Origin of the sequence: Bradyrhizobium sp. ERR14 (assembly GCF_014198235.1) — a bacterium.
In the GTDB taxonomy this organism is placed as follows: Bacteria; Pseudomonadota; Alphaproteobacteria; order Rhizobiales; family Xanthobacteraceae; genus Bradyrhizobium.
This window is the reverse complement of the sequence record NZ_JACIHD010000044.1, coordinates 1-14,037: the sequence shown is the minus strand read 5'-3', so window position 1 is coordinate 14,037 and position 14,037 is coordinate 1. Positions and strand designations below refer to the sequence as shown.

The 14,037-nt window shown below is 59.0% G+C and carries 9 protein-coding genes and 2 pseudogenes; 5 read left to right on the top strand and 6 right to left on the bottom strand.

The window, feature by feature from the left end:
* Nucleotides 1-1,303: 1,303 nt before the first annotated feature.
* Nucleotides 1,304-1,594, bottom strand: coding sequence for a hypothetical protein (locus tag GGD62_RS40005; protein WP_183714688.1), 291 nt, complete (start codon nucleotides 1,592-1,594; stop codon nucleotides 1,304-1,306).
* A 1,623-nt stretch (nucleotides 1,595-3,217) separates the two neighbouring features.
* Here GGD62_RS40005 and GGD62_RS40000 point away from each other — a divergent pair.
* Nucleotides 3,218-4,647 (top strand): annotated as a pseudogene (locus GGD62_RS40000) (S10 family peptidase); the annotation flags it as partial.
* An 873-nt stretch (nucleotides 4,648-5,520) separates the two neighbouring features.
* Here GGD62_RS40000 and GGD62_RS42060 read toward each other — a convergent pair.
* The 5 genes from GGD62_RS42060 to GGD62_RS41350 all read right to left on the bottom strand — a co-directional run bounded on the left by GGD62_RS42060 (nucleotide 5,521) and on the right by GGD62_RS41350 (nucleotide 10,168).
* Complete coding sequence (locus GGD62_RS42060) at nucleotides 5,521-5,931, bottom strand: transposase (RefSeq protein WP_183714685.1); 411 nt, start codon at nucleotides 5,929-5,931, stop codon at nucleotides 5,521-5,523.
* An 878-nt stretch (nucleotides 5,932-6,809) separates the two neighbouring features.
* Nucleotides 6,810-8,042, bottom strand: coding sequence for a cytochrome P450 (locus GGD62_RS39990; RefSeq protein WP_183714682.1), 1,233 nt, complete (start codon nucleotides 8,040-8,042; stop codon nucleotides 6,810-6,812).
* A gap of 126 nt (nucleotides 8,043-8,168) precedes the next feature.
* Nucleotides 8,169-8,981, bottom strand: a complete 813-nt coding sequence (locus tag GGD62_RS41360; RefSeq protein ID WP_246800540.1) for a di-heme-cytochrome C peroxidase — start codon at nucleotides 8,979-8,981, stop codon at nucleotides 8,169-8,171.
* Nucleotides 8,978-9,262, bottom strand: coding sequence for a hypothetical protein (locus GGD62_RS41355; protein WP_246800535.1), 285 nt, complete (start codon nucleotides 9,260-9,262; stop codon nucleotides 8,978-8,980). Before GGD62_RS41355 ends, GGD62_RS41360 begins: the two co-directional genes overlap by 4 nt.
* A gap of 69 nt (nucleotides 9,263-9,331) precedes the next feature.
* On the bottom strand, nucleotides 9,332-10,168 hold the full coding sequence (locus GGD62_RS41350) for a di-heme-cytochrome C peroxidase (protein ID WP_246800534.1): 837 nt from the start codon (nucleotides 10,166-10,168) through the stop codon (nucleotides 9,332-9,334).
* A 477-nt stretch (nucleotides 10,169-10,645) separates the two neighbouring features.
* Between GGD62_RS41350 and GGD62_RS39980 the strand changes: the two genes are divergently transcribed.
* From GGD62_RS39980 to GGD62_RS39965, 4 genes and pseudogenes are all read left to right on the top strand, one after another.
* Nucleotides 10,646-11,311, top strand: a complete 666-nt coding sequence (locus GGD62_RS39980) for a ParA family protein (protein ID WP_183714679.1) — start codon at nucleotides 10,646-10,648, stop codon at nucleotides 11,309-11,311.
* Nucleotides 11,277-12,263, top strand: coding sequence for a hypothetical protein (locus GGD62_RS39975; protein ID WP_210318078.1), 987 nt, complete (start codon nucleotides 11,277-11,279; stop codon nucleotides 12,261-12,263). Before GGD62_RS39980 ends, GGD62_RS39975 begins: the two co-directional genes overlap by 35 nt.
* 952 nt (nucleotides 12,264-13,215) lie before the next feature.
* Complete coding sequence (locus GGD62_RS42055) at nucleotides 13,216-13,335, top strand: lasso peptide biosynthesis protein (RefSeq protein WP_183714675.1); 120 nt, start codon at nucleotides 13,216-13,218, stop codon at nucleotides 13,333-13,335.
* 64 nt (nucleotides 13,336-13,399) lie between these two features.
* Nucleotides 13,400-13,846 (top strand): annotated as a pseudogene (locus tag GGD62_RS39965) (linear amide C-N hydrolase); the annotation flags it as partial.
* Nucleotides 13,847-14,037 lie beyond the last annotated feature (191 nt).

Below are 14,037 nucleotides of genomic sequence, written 5' to 3'. Positions count from 1 at the left end.
TCAACGGGCCTCCGCCCCAGCCAACCATGCCCGCCGTACGTCACGCCATCGTCGATCTCATCCTTCGGCCGCCGTCTCAGCAGTGCCCATATTGCTGAAAGAAAATCCTTGAAAAACAGTGGCGCAAACACATTCTGCCAAAGTAGTGCTAAGCCTTTAAGGCATTTTATAGGCCGCCCGGCTTGAACGGCCCACACGGGTCGCATTTCGTTTGATCGATGGGCGCGCAGTCTCGTCAGCTTTTGGTAAGCTAGCACGGATACAGAGCCGCTGTGGTTAACGGGCCATGGCAGGGACAGCGCAATGGCACCAGAACGGTCGGCGCCGAGTCACGTGGCCGCGAACTCAATTTGGCAGTGCGGATGCGGCAGGATAATGCCTCATCATGCCCCCAGGCCGTCAGGCGCAGAGCCGCGTTCGCACTGCTTCCGGCTCACGGGCTAAGCCCGTTATGACGGTTATGCCCATTCTGCGAGCGATACGCTCCCGGTCGGCTTCTTCCGCTGCTTTGAGGCTGGCCAGCGCTTTTCCTCTGTGTATGCGTGGGCGATAAGCGCCGAGTCACGTGGCCGCTAACTTCAAATGGTAGTGCGGGCGTGGCAGGGGTAGCGCCTGACGCGCGCAGCCGAACGGTGCCGAATCGCGCCCAAGTGTGGACGATCCAAACGGCGGTGATCACCAGAGGTGAGGACCCTCGGGGAGCGTAAGTCACCGCACGCGCTGCCACTCGCTAATCTTCTCCGGTATGCCCAGGTTTGATGGGTCTCCGGCCGAAGGCCAAGCGCATGTTCCGTTCGCCAAGTCTCGGCCGCTGACGCTGGCGAAGCATAATGCCCCAATGTCTCACCGAAACGTGACCGCAAAAGCCTTCCCAGTCGGAACGATCTGAGCCACCCCCCTGCTTGAGTTTTGTAGAACCACTTGGTAAGAGCGAGGATTGCGCAAACCAAGCGCCTCAGTTCGCGCGTGACCGATAGCTCGCAATCTTGCGAGTGAGCTGCCAAAGCTCGACCCTATTGGTCTCGGCTAATTGCTGTGCTCGCTGCTTAGCCCTTTCCTCATCAGCGCAAATCAGTCTTGCGGAGTGCACAATATTCCCGTCGGGCCCGAACAAGTACACCATGAACCCCTCGATCGAAGGGCTTCCAGTCACGCGCCGTCCGTGACTTTGAAGGTTATTGCTTGGTCCGATGGCGCTGCGTGCATGTCTTTGCTGGAGGTCGTCGCCTCTCATGCTTATCTGCTCGCGACCAACGGCCGCCGTATTGCCCGGTTGCAAGTTCCTGCATGGACATCGTCCGGATCATCCTATTCCCCGCCGGTTGCGCTCGACGATAGCTATAATCAATTCTTCGGTGGCGATCAGAGCCAGGTCCATTTTTTCCTCAACAATGGTCGACGTATCTCGACCAATACTGTCCAGGTGGTTCAGGGTCATCTCTTTGAAACTATGGGCTAGGCGCTCCTCGGCATCGTCGCGCGCATAGTCTACAATAGTATCCAAGTGGGCGACGATTTCAGTCCGTTGCTCGGTCGGTTTTGGACCGTCAAGCAACGTTACCGCTCGAATAAAGGACTCCTCTATAGGAATCATATCAGGTTTCCTTTGTTGCTGGATTGGAAGCCGCAGTAGCTCGCGCCGGTGCTGCAGATTCAGCGAGGCCCGACACGCAAAGGCAACTCCTCAGAAAAAGGAGTTGATGTTGCGAAATTTGAGGGGCAACCATCTTCGGCATTGATCGGTATGCGGCGGGGGGGGGGGCGAGGCAATGCCTCTATCAAAGCGGGGGCTGTCCTAATTAGGACATCCGCGATGGCAGATTAGGACACTTGCGCGGCTTCGATGATTGAACACCGCATTGACTCCACATTACACCGGGAATCAGTAGTAATAAGGCGGCCGGACTGGCATTTCAGCACGATCAACATTGCAACCGGCAAGAGGCTACCGAGAGGCGGCCTCTTTTGATTCCAGATAGGAACGCCGCTTTGCTTCCTAGCTTGCGGATTCCGGGGATGGCGATCAGGTATTCCAGGCGGTGGTGATCACGGATTCCAGTGATCGCGATCAGTTTGGAGACGAACACGACAGACGGGCTTATGTGTGCCGGAAATTGTCTCTGGTCAAGGCTGGCGGGTTGGTTCGGAGATCGTTCCGGCGGTCCATAGGAGGGCCCCGTGCGGGGCGCGGAGTGCCCCCACGAGCGACGTAGCGACGCGCACGAGGAGGGGCCTGGCCGCTCCCGAACAGATCCATCTGCTGTTGCTGGCGCGGTTGTCGATCGTGTCGGTACCCGCTCCCTGGCATTGCCGTCTGCCGTGACATGAGTCTCTCCCCGCTTCTGGTCGTGAGAGGTTCTGGATACGAAAGAAAGCAGGGCAGCTGATGGCGTTCGATCCTTCAACGCCAGATCGAGAAGCGCAGAGAGCGCCGCAAGTGCGTCAATGCTGACAAACGGCTGAACTGTCAAAGGCTCGGCGTCAGGGCAGGCCGTCCGATCGAACGTCCACGCTGGAACTTCCAGGCAACCATCGGTTTGCGACCCATCCAGAGAGCAGCGGAAAGCGACATCATCAGCCTTCTCGACCCTTCCATGAACGCAAACTCGCCGACCAAACCAGGGATGATGTCGATAAAGAACTTCGCGAAGAAGGGTCCTGTGGGCGTTCTTGAGCCTTGTTGTACAATCGCCGCCGGCCACATTCGAGCCTTGACGCCGGCACACCGGATCAAGCCTACTTCACCTGGCTGCCTATCCGCATGGCAGCCTAACCCCGGCAGAGGCACCACTTATCGACGCGGAAATTCTGTTCAGACAACCGGGACCAACTCACCCGGGGCGGTTCACATTCCAATATCGTCCACCTCTATAGGGACGTTAAATCAGCAGTGGCGTTGGAGGCTGACGTAGTGAACAACAGGAAGATTGCCAGTCTGGAAGGCTCTACCACAAGGCGGATGCTATGGCGGCCATCAACTTGGTCCGGAGGACAAACAGCAATACGCCGATCCGCTGGGGCGGATCCAGTGTACCGTGAGGGCCGTCCGCCGTGCCGGCCTTTCGATCTGACGGGTAGATTTGAAAACTGAAGAACGACCAGGCGAATGTGCAGGGAATCCGCCGACGCCTTGCCCAATAATAGAGACTACTAGCCTTGGTAGGTCTGTTGTTCCCGGTTTTCAGCTAAGTGACTAGAGCCGCTTTGGGAAACACCAGGGGCGCGCGGCGGCAGCACGCCGAGTTGGCCAGCGATCGCCGATCAGCATCGCCTGCCGCGGGATTCCACCACTAAACAGACGCTGGAGCTGCCGGGCCGGACGCTTCATTTTGTCGCGATTGCGGGCTCGATCTGCGTGTTAGACGACAAAGGCGAGCCGCAGGCCGATATTGCCTACACCTCCTATCAGCTCGACGGCACAGATCGAGCCACGCGTCCGGTGACGTTCCTCTTCAATGGCGGCCCCGGCTCATCCTCCGCTTGGCTGCAGTTCGGCAGTGCCGGGCCCTGGCGGCTGCCGATCGATGCGGAGACCGTCACGCCGTCGGCCTCGCCGGAGGTCAGGCCCAACGCCGAGACCTGGCTCGATTTTACCGACCTCGTGTCGTCGATCCCGTCAGCACCGGCTATAGCCGTTTCGTGGCGACAGGCGAGGATGTGCGCAAGCGGTTCTATTCGGTCGATGGCGATGCCAGTTCGATCGCGCTTGTGATCCGCCGCTGGCTCGAAAAGCACGAGCGGCTCTCCTCGCCGAAATATATCGCGGGGGAAAGCTATGGCGGCATTCGCGGACCCAAGGTAGTGCGCAATCTGCGGATTCAGCAGTGCGTCGGCGTGAAGGGCCTGATCCTGGTCTCGCCGCTGTTCGACTACCGCGTCGCAGGCACGAGCCTTCTGCAATATGTCGCGACGCTGCCAAGCTATGTCGCGGTGGCCCGCGAAGCCAACGGCGAAGGCAGGGGAGCGGTCACACGCGCCGATCTCACAGACGTCGAAGCTTACGCGCGTGGCGAATTCTTGGCCGACCTCGTCAAAGGCCAGGCAGACAGGGAGGCCACCAATAGTCTAGCCGACAAAGTCGCCGCCTTGACCGGCATCGACCAGGCCGTAAGCCGACGGCTGGCCGGGCGCTTTGGCGTCGGCGAATTCCGCCGCGAGTTAGATCGCAAGAGCGGCAAGGTGACCGGCGGCTATGACGCCTCCGCGCGCGGCCTCGATCCCTATCCGGACTCCGATCGCCACCGCTTCGGCGATCCCTCGGGGGATGCGGTGGCGGTGCCGCTGGCGAGTGCCGCCGTTGATGTCTTGACGCGCAAGCTTAATTGGCGGCCGGACGGCTCCTATGAACTGCTCAACCGCGGCGTCAGTCCGGCCTGGAATTTTGGCAACGGTAGCGCCCCGGAATCGCTTTCAGAGCTGCGCCAGATGCTTGCGACGGACCCGAAGATGAACGTGCTGGTCGGACACGGCCTGTTCGATCTTGTCACGCCCTATTTCGGCTCGAAGATGGCGCTCGATCAATTGCCGCCCTTTGCCTCGGCGGTGGATCGCGTCAAACTCGTGGCCTATTCGGGCGGCCACATGTTCTATTCACGCGACGCCTCGCGCCAAGCCTTTCGCGCAGAGGTGGAAGCGATGATGAAGTAGGCGTGTGTTTCATCAAGCCGAAGGCGAGCTGCCGGAGGCGAGAACGCAAGACTATCTGCTTACGACCGCTCACATCATCCAACGTATGGTCGGATCGAGCAACTGTAGAGCTTGCAATTTACCCGTTAGAGTACCATGACGCTTGCAGCAACGACCAACACACATTGATTTCACAAACGGCCCGCGCAGGCTGTGGACATGGTGGACAACGCGTTGACTGCGGCTGCAGCAGGCAGCGTGATAGAAAGGGATCAGGAGCGGTCAGTTTCCAACTAACAAACCGGTTCAAGCCGTCCCGCTCCGCGGGTCCAATTCACTTCATGCTTCTGCCGAAGGTGACCAGCTAACTGTTCCGTTCTTGCGAGCAAACTTACCATTCTCACAATGAGAAATACCACCTTCTTGCCTGAACAAGGCGTGTTCCGGGCTCTCGGCGAGCGACACTGAGCCGAGAAGAAGGAGGGCCGTAGCTAATAAACCTGCGCCCGAACCAGCGGCCGCCCCGGAAGCAACGATACCCGCGACAGACATTTTCTTGATGCAGTTTATCGTGAAATCCCTCCTGTCGGCCCAGACAAATCGTGCGATCGCAGGAGCGCCGGCTTAGCGTACTATGGCGGCAGACTGGGCAGCTCTGCCGGGCTGGCATTGCGTTTGTACCGCTAAGGGGCCGCATCTCAGCTGCCGCTTTCTGGTCTAACTTGAAAGCGGGAGCACATGGAAACGAGGTCGCTACGTCGAGCGTGAGTTGCCGTAGGAAGAAACAGAGTGTCCTCACGGAACATTTCATCGACCAGCTTGCGCATCCGGCCAGGTTTCATAGCTTTCGGCGGATCACATCCTGCAGCATCTCCTTGTCGAGCGACAGGTCCGCTACGGAACACATAAAGCGCCCCATCGAACGGATCTGAGCCGGCATCGCGCACAAGCGGGGCCATCGATGCCCTTGCGGAAGTCGACCGGATGGCTGGCGAGGAACACCTTCACACCAGAGGGGATCATTCCGAACGCATCGCCCTGATCACCCGCTGCAAGTGCGCGCCTCGTCGACATCGATGCCGGCGCGCACGACCACCTCGCCAATGGAAATCTCGATCCCTGACATGCACGCCATCGCGGCTTCGCGGCTCGAAGGCCGCGAGTAGTAGGTTCGTTCGGCCCGAGCATCGGAGCATCGCGACGCCAGGCGAAGAGCTCCGACGGGTGAATACCGATCCGATGGGCGATCGCCGATACGCTGGCGCCGGGCTCCAGCGCTCTGCCACCACTTGTGCCTTGAATCATCCCACCAGCGTCCGCGAAGCTGCCCCGGCGCTCCCTCAAGACGCTCGGCGACCGCTTCGATCATATGGCAGGTTCTAGTTTCAGAACTAGGCGCAGGCATAGAAGCTCACATCAGCTCACGCGCAGCCGATCGCCGATCGCTCGCCCACTCCGCCAGATGGGATCTCTTTGCCGCTTACGAGAATGCCTTCGCCAAGCTCAAAGCACATTTGCGCCAGGCCGCGAAATGTACCGTCGGCGGCCTCGGGCGCATCATCGACACCTACACACCTGCAAAATCTACAAAAGCTGCGCATCCCTTATCGGGGGCTGCGGGCGCTTGCGGCGCCGTGAACCAACTGTTGAAGGGCGCCGGGTAATCTAGTTGTTCCGTCCCGCAAGTTCGCAGCATCATTATTACGTGGGTTTCAGGTTATTATCCGGACGTGGGCGCTGAAGGCAAAGGATGTCAACTTGGTCGGCGACCGCTTCGAGCTTTCGTGGCGGCGAAGAAACTTGCGACGCGCAAGCTCATCGGGAACGCGCAGAGGATCCCGAGGCCGCAGAGATCTCTGTAGGTGATCTTCCTCAGTCGCAGCCGAAAGGATCTTAGGCGGCCTGTGGTCAGGTCTATCGGCGTGGATATCTCGGCTTCGAGCTAAGAGAATGGAACATATTTCGGGGCGCTCGCAAAGCGCTTGGGCACGAGACATGGTGGCTGCGCCATTCCTCTTGAAGTCGAATGACTTTCGTTCAAACCGGCGCGCCAGCGATCTAGGTTGGTCTGGCACTGGAGCGACTATGCTCAAGCCATTCGCGAAGTGCTAACGGCAATCGCCTCGCCGCTGGATATTGCAGGCCAGTCGCTAGTCGCGGCTCGCTGCTGGGAAGTCCGCCCTTCAGGCGGCCGTATTGTAGGTGATCGGGTAACGCTCCGGAAACGGCCCTCCTGCGTAGTCAATCTCCGCGGCAGGACGCACGCCCCGGATTTGCAGGATGCGACGAACGATTTCCGCAATCTGGATGCGGCTGATCTGGTCGCCGAGGCAGGTGTGCATCCCGTAGCCCAAATGCATATAGACCGACTCCGGGCGGTCGATGGCGAAGCTGGACGGCGCCGGCAATTGCAAGCCGTCGCGCATCGCCGACCGGGTCGAGATCAGCACCGTGCTGCCGGCCTTGATTGTTGCCGCACGCAGCGAGCCCTTTGCAATCCGGTAATCGGTCCGGCACTGGCGCACCACGAACGGATTGATCGGGTTGAAGCGCAGCGCTTCCCAGCAATAGCGATACATCAATTGATCGTTATTGCTGCAGGCGACGCCGATCGCCTTCTTCAGGATCTTCGGACGTATGAACAACTGCTCGAGGAGCTGTACGATGGCCGCTGAGGTCGTCTCGATTCCACCGACCAGCGTGCCCATCATATTGGTTATAATGCGTTCGTCGGCGAAGCCGATCGAATCGTCAAAATGGCTTTTTAGCAAGCGACTGAACACGTCGTCGAGCGGCGCGCCATTTTTCAGTTGCTCGCGCCGTTGCGGGAGCAGTTGTGTCAGGTAGGTGCGCATCTCCTGCCCGGCGTCAATGTTGTCCTGATGCACCTTCGGATCTTTGTCCAGGTTGTGGAACATGTCGTACTGCGTGGCGCGCGACCAGTGGAACATCGACGCCAGATCGGGGCCGGGAAAGCCGAAATATTCTCCGGTCAGCTGAATGGGGACCAGGCGCGACAACGTGCTGACCACGTCGATTTGGTTCTGGGTATAGAGCTGCTTTTCGACGGACGCATTGGCGAGGCTGCGCACTTTCTGGCGAATTGCCGGCAGATCCTCCATGCGCATGAAGGCGCGCATGATACCCTTGTCGCGCTGGTTGATTTCGGTGCAGTCGCGGCCGAGCATAAAGGGGCCGACCGAAGGGTCCATCATCGGCGCATAGGTGACGTTGAAGATGTCGGGCCGGCTCAGCGCTTCCTGCACGTCGGGGAAGCGGGTGATGAACACGGGCCCCGCGGCGCCCAACGCTAGGTTGGGCCTGACGCGCCGAATTAGTGCGAACAACGCATCCGGATGTTTGGCGATCATCCATTTCAAGAACTTCGCCGCCAGCCCCTGTTTCTGTTCCGCCATTGCCGCCGCACCCTAACTCGAGAAAAGCTTCGCCTGGTCGGTCGATCCGGGCTTCCGTCCACCTTTCCCCCTGCGGGAGCGAGATGGTCCTCGATGCTGCTCCAGTTGGAGCTGACCCAATCAATTTCAGATCGACTTCAGGAACTCGATGATCGCGTTGCGCTCCTCGGGAGACAGCGCAGGGCCAATGACACCCTCATGCTTGTCGTTCGAGAATTCGTGGCCAGTATTGCGATTGGCGGGCCTCGACGTATCGAGGATGAAGTAGCCCTTGCTGTCGTAGGTCCTGCCTTTGGGAGCGGCGGTCCGCGCCACGATACCGACGCGGACAGGATCGAAGCTGGGCTCACCGAGCAGCAACACTTTCGGGCGCTCTGCAACCGGGCTGAGAAGGTCGTAGATCGTCGGCACCGAGCCGTTGTGCAGGAACGGCGCAGTCGCCCATACGCCGTTCAGCGGACGCGCCTTATAGCCGAAACCTGCCGCGAGACAGTTCGGCCGATCGCCTTCGATCTCCGCGTGGACGGTCCCGGTCGACCGAAGCCACTCGTCGATGCTGGATTGGACCACGGCGCCGAGCGCAAGCGCGTAGAGTTGCATCGCATGGTCCGAGAGTTGGATCGTATCCAGCGTATTGTCAGCCTTCCGTTGGCAGACATCGATGTCGAGGCCGAGTCCTGGGCTGCTATGGCCCGCCCGGGCCAGTTCGCTGCCGGCGGTGTCAACGGTGCGATTGCGCAGCACGTCGCCCTGGGCCGGATCGGTGCCGATATGGCTTTGCTTGATGATCTTGACGTTGAGTACGGATTCCTTCGTCTGCTTCTCCTGCCCATCCCGGCCGCGCCAGCGGATAGGGCCGAAGTTCTTCCAGAACTCCGAGTCAGGGGCCTTGCCGTGCACGATGTCCGGGGTCAGCGCTGGAAGATGGCAGCCGCTCAATATTTATCGTAGAGTTGGGCTCCCACGGCAGCCTTGGCTTTGTCGATCGCAGGAAAGCTGTCGGGCCAAGTTGGCGCATTCAGCCCGGTGAAGGCCTTCGCCACCAGCGGCTGGTCCTTTCCAGCGAGCTTTCGTTCAATCCAGTGCAGATTATCAAAGGGGATGCTGCTGGCAAAGCGTCCCTGCTTGGGCGGTGCCGTGAGGTTGAGCTCCGCGGAAACACCCATCGCCTCGCCGGCATTGCGTACCAATGGCTGCATGATTGAGGCGTCGTACTGCACCCAATCGAACCATGATGATGTCCAGATGTGCGGGTAGCTGACAGGGGCGTTGATGTTGACGTAGTTGCCTTAGCGCTTGTTGTCGAGTGCGAACACCTGATTGCCGATGCGATTGAGCGCATCGAGGCGGGTAAACCCTTCCGTGACGTCGATCCCAGCGGGCTGATCGACCAGAGCACCAAGTATTCCATCGAGTTCCTTGGATAGTTGAACGCGTGTCAGATCGCTGTACTCGGTTTCTAAAACGCGCTTCGCGAACCGCCTAAAGCGACCGTCGAAGAAGGGCAACTTTGCCGACAAGGCGGTCTGTGCGAGCGCGGCGCGGAGCGCATTTGTCAACTGACCGAGATCGGTTACGGCGGGGCCGCCTTCAATGACATAGCGCTTGTCTTTGAAGATCAGTTGGCCGGTGTGGCACGCGGCACAGGTCAATCCGACGGCAGTGTCCTTACGCGCAAGTCCGCGGATCGACTGAAACGGCGAATACGCAAATCCGATCGGCAAACCGTATTCATTGTTCTCGCTTTTAGCAGATTTTATGAATCCGAACCGCAGTAAATAGCGGTTGTCGGCAAAGCGTTCGCGTTCGAAGAAGGGCATAGCGAAGGGCGAGTTCTGCGGCGCTTCCAGCGCGAGAAACCATGACAGCGGGATTGGCAAGGTCTGCGTGCCCTGGGCTTTGTGATGGAATCGATCGGCGTCTTCGGCGTTCCAGCCCTGATCGAGCGAAACTTGCTCGCTCACGAGAACCGGCTCAGGGAGACCAGGCGGCTCCAGAGCTTCGATTGTCGCGCCAAGCTGGGGGCTGGTCAGGACCGCGATAAAAGCAATGACCGCGATGATCACCAGAAGAGCAAGAAAGCGTCGGCACCAAAGGCGCCGAATTGCGCTGGCAACTGTCGACATGGCTTCACCGGTGTCAGCGACGGTCTTCAGGAGAAAGCCGTGTAAACAGCAGTACTACAACTACATGATCTTGTAGGCTTACTCCGGCTGTTGGACGCGATTACTATTCTTTCTGTGTCACAAACGGTGGTCTGTGAAGTGGGCGAACTTGGTCGCAGGACAAGGATATCTCGACAGCGTCGGAGGCCGATCGATTTTATTGCGGTAATCTATCCGGCGGTCCGCAAACTTCGAGCGGACGTTGCACCATCTTCAAACGCTCGGGCCTGGCCGTGGGATGCCCGCGATTGGTGCATTGTATGGACCGGCTGGCCTTTATCACGCGGTATATCGTTAGTGGGTGGGCTTGATTTGGCTGTGAGTTCCACGCCGCTGTTGATGCGATTCACAATGGGAAATGGTAGGTCACCGATTGGTAAGCTAGTTGTTTTCGACGAATCGTGCGTTTCATGTCGTTGTTGTCTGGACGCGTAGGCAATGTACGTCCTTGCTCTGGTCACCCAAAAAGGCGGAAGCGGCAAGAGCACGCTGGCGGTCGGAATTGCAGTCGCAGCGGTGGGGAACGGGGAGCGCGTCGCAATTGTCGACGCGGATCTACAAGGCACGATTTCAAAATGGATAGAGCGGCGCGGCAATCCCTATCCGCGGGTCGTTCGGGTCGCCGATCCCGCCGAAATAGAAGGGGCGCTCGTCAGCCTTGAAGCTGACGGGATCTCGCTTACGGTCATCGATACCGCCGCCACAAACAATGCACTGGCCATGCGCGCTATCGCGAGGGCCGATCTTTGCCTGATCCCGGTGCGTCCGAGTCCGGCCGACATCGAAGCTGCGATACCGACGCTGATTGCTATTCGTAGGCTCAACCGCCGATTTGCTTTCGTCCTCAATCAGACGCCAGCGCGGGGCTGTCGCCTGAGTGAAGCTGCAACGTCGCTCAATTCGCTCGGGGTGCTTGCGCTTCCCTATGTCGGACAGCGCAATGACCACCAGGACGCGCTTGGGGCAGGATTAGGCGTGACCGAGTTTGCACAAGAGGGAAGAGCCTCGGAGGAAGTTCGTGAGCTGTGGCGCTGGGTCTTGAAAAAGCTTGTCGAGAGGTCATCAGATCATGAGCCACACGCAAGCGAAAAAGCGGCGTACTAGGCAGATGCGCTGTGCGCGACGCTCGCTGGTGGATCTTACCGCGGCGGCGAGCCGAGCCGTTGACGATGGCCTGTTTGTGTTGTCCGGCGAGATTGCTCCTTCCAATCCGCGCTCGGAGCACATAGGCGCGAATACGTCTGATCAAACAATCCTTGCAAGGCAAGCGACCCCTCCGATTCACGTTGTGGTGCTTGAATCTCGGAATGCGGCGGCGCCGCGTAAGGACGAACTCATAGATTGCGACAGTACCACCGAGATGATGGTAAAGGTTGTCGAGGACTCTCAAGACAGGGCTTCTGAAAACCTCAAAGCCAGCCTGAATGAAGCGGCGTCGAAAGACGTCGGCGGTTCCTGCCTTGAAAGCAAGTTTTTGCCCGTTCTCAAAGAAGCCGCAACAGAGTTCCACGCCGATGCGGTCGAATTGTTCGTGCAGGAGGAACTAAATGACAGCGCAAAGCAGCCGCAACCGCGATATATGCGGCGGCTCACTGACGAGGCGGTCAGATTACTGGACGATCTTCGCTGCGGAAAGCTGGAGAATCAGGCGAACTTCATCCTGAGCGAATGCCTCAGAGAAGCCGCCAGCGCGTTCTCCATCATCAATCAGCAGCTCAAGCGGGACGGCTATGCCGCGAGCATTGATCCATCAATTTTCATCTGGCTTGCTAATATCACCGAACCGGAGACGCGTGACGCCGGGACCATGCGGCTTGAGATTGTACCCAACCACCGAGGTCGTCCGAGCACATACGCACGCCAGGTCGCTCAATTCATCTGGCATCTTGTCGAGGGGCAGGGCTGCCGGCGACAGGCCGCATATCGGGGCGCGCTCACGAAGTTCACCGTAACCGAGAGTTTCGTCGAGAACGCCTATGCCTTTTGGGAGCCGATCTTCAAACGGGCGGGACCGCACGTGAGGATGCTGACCCGCATTTCAGATGCAGAAATGTAAAGCTAAGCAGCGTGGGCATTTGGCGTCCGCTTCGACCGAGGCCCAAGCACTTCGCCTCCTGGCTGTGCCTGCACCAGGCTACCAAGTCTCTAGCTGCAAGGTGTTCTCGTGGCGCACACGGAGATCGTCCAGTCGGGCAGTCGCACTGTTGCGGCTGGCAGTAACAACCGTCGGGTGGAGCGATACGGCGCTCGGTGCATTCTATCGCCGACTGGCCTCACGTATGGGTAAGTTAAAGGCGTTGAGCGACCGCCCGCAAGATCGCAGTTTAAGACCTTCCGGCACGGCATGCCCTGCGGAGATCCTGGTGCGGATCACTATGAGCAGCAACATCGCGGCCGTGTCCTCGCTACCCTTCAGCGCCGAACCAAAACTCGCGGCTTCGAGTTACAGGCAGTTCCAGGCGACTCCGATCCGGCTGTTTCTTAGGAAGTCGATCGCGATCTTTTCCGGAACCCGGACATGAGCTTCCGCTTCATCGAGACCAGCGCGACAGCTACCGCGCTCAACCTTGGATAGCGGAGCTGTATGATCGCCAGACAGCCGCCACGCGCCGATCCTTGACCTGCAATCCAATCGTTACAGCATGGCTACCAGATCTGTAGCTTGTCCGGAGGAGCGTGAACGGCTGACTGAGACGACAGCAAAGTTGCGCGATTGTCTGAATTAACTGCCAGCTTTCGTCCCGCCCCTCCATCTGGTGTGGCACTATGCGCGTGCGGCTCATGCTGCTCGCCCCATTCGCAGCCAGAACATCGCTCGTCAACTCGACTTTCTTCGTGCCTCACGTCACGGTACGGCACCCGTATCCGTGAGAGGCGAAACAATCCATTGCTACGCCAGCGTATTCCAACATCTTCGGAACCTTCGGTTTCGCCGCCCGCGCTGCCTTGAGGATTCCGCGGGGGGATATCTTTTTTTCTATCCCTACATCGCATAGCTCGAGCTCCTCGTGGGTGTGAAGAAGCCACCGTTTGGTGCCCACGCCTGGCTGCAATCGGGCGACCTCATTTTGAACGACACGAGGCGGGCTGTGGAGGACTACAGCGTCATCGTGAGATTCGCGAAATGAGGCTGAGCGCCGATGGGCTCCCGGATTCAGTCAAGGAGCTTGCCAGCATCGTGGTAAACGGCCGCGACTTGCGCTCAAGAGCTATTGGGAGCAGATTGGCGGTACTTCGTTCCTGCCCGGCACGAATCGCTCCTCCGGTCGCCTTGCCCGCGCAGAATTTTACGTCAACGCGATTCCGAAGGACGAAAACCGGAACCATGCTCTGGCGAGCGTCTTCAGTGTGATCCGCAATGTGTCGGTTCCCTACGGCATCAAGATGCCAAACGAGCCGTACGTCTCCTCCACTCGTTGGCGCACTGTCGCCGATCAGCAACAAAAGCTCTACTTCTTCGAGTCCGTGCTAACGCCAAATACGGTCTGGGCCGATCTCAAGAAGATCGACTTCTCGCCTGCAACTGGAAGGGGGAGAAAGCTGGATCTCGGCCGCAACGAGGATCATACTGTCACGGGCGATGCGACGGCACTGTTTCACGACGCGGAGCCGTTCAAATTTCAAGGGGGGCCAATGTGACCGCGGCTAGCGGATTTGGAAGCAAGCAGACTTCGCCTTCTGGCTAGTGCTGAGGGGATCGGTGCGGACCTTGCACTCCGGCGCCCTGATCGTACTAGCTAGCACTGCTTTGGCAAATTGTTGATTTTGTCGCGTTTTATGGGATTCCGAATCAATTTTTCAATGATTCATGGGTGGTCGGCTCTTGGAGG

Excerpts from the sequence above, each read along its gene's own strand:
- GGD62_RS40005 (WP_183714688.1), bottom strand. The coding sequence starts at position 1,594 with ATGATTCCTATAGAGGAGTCCTTTATTCGAGCGGTAACGTTGCTTGAC.
- GGD62_RS42060 (WP_183714685.1), bottom strand. The coding sequence starts at position 5,931 with ATGATTCAAGGCACAAGTGGTGGCAGAGCGCTGGAGCCCGGCGCCAGC.
- GGD62_RS39990 (WP_183714682.1), bottom strand. The coding sequence starts at position 8,042 with ATGGCGGAACAGAAACAGGGGCTGGCGGCGAAGTTCTTGAAATGGATG.
- GGD62_RS41350 (WP_246800534.1), bottom strand. The coding sequence starts at position 10,168 with ATGTCGACAGTTGCCAGCGCAATTCGGCGCCTTTGGTGCCGACGCTTT.
- GGD62_RS39980 (WP_183714679.1), top strand. The coding sequence starts at position 10,646 with ATGTACGTCCTTGCTCTGGTCACCCAAAAAGGCGGAAGCGGCAAGAGC.
- GGD62_RS39975 (WP_210318078.1), top strand. The coding sequence starts at position 11,277 with ATGAGCCACACGCAAGCGAAAAAGCGGCGTACTAGGCAGATGCGCTGT.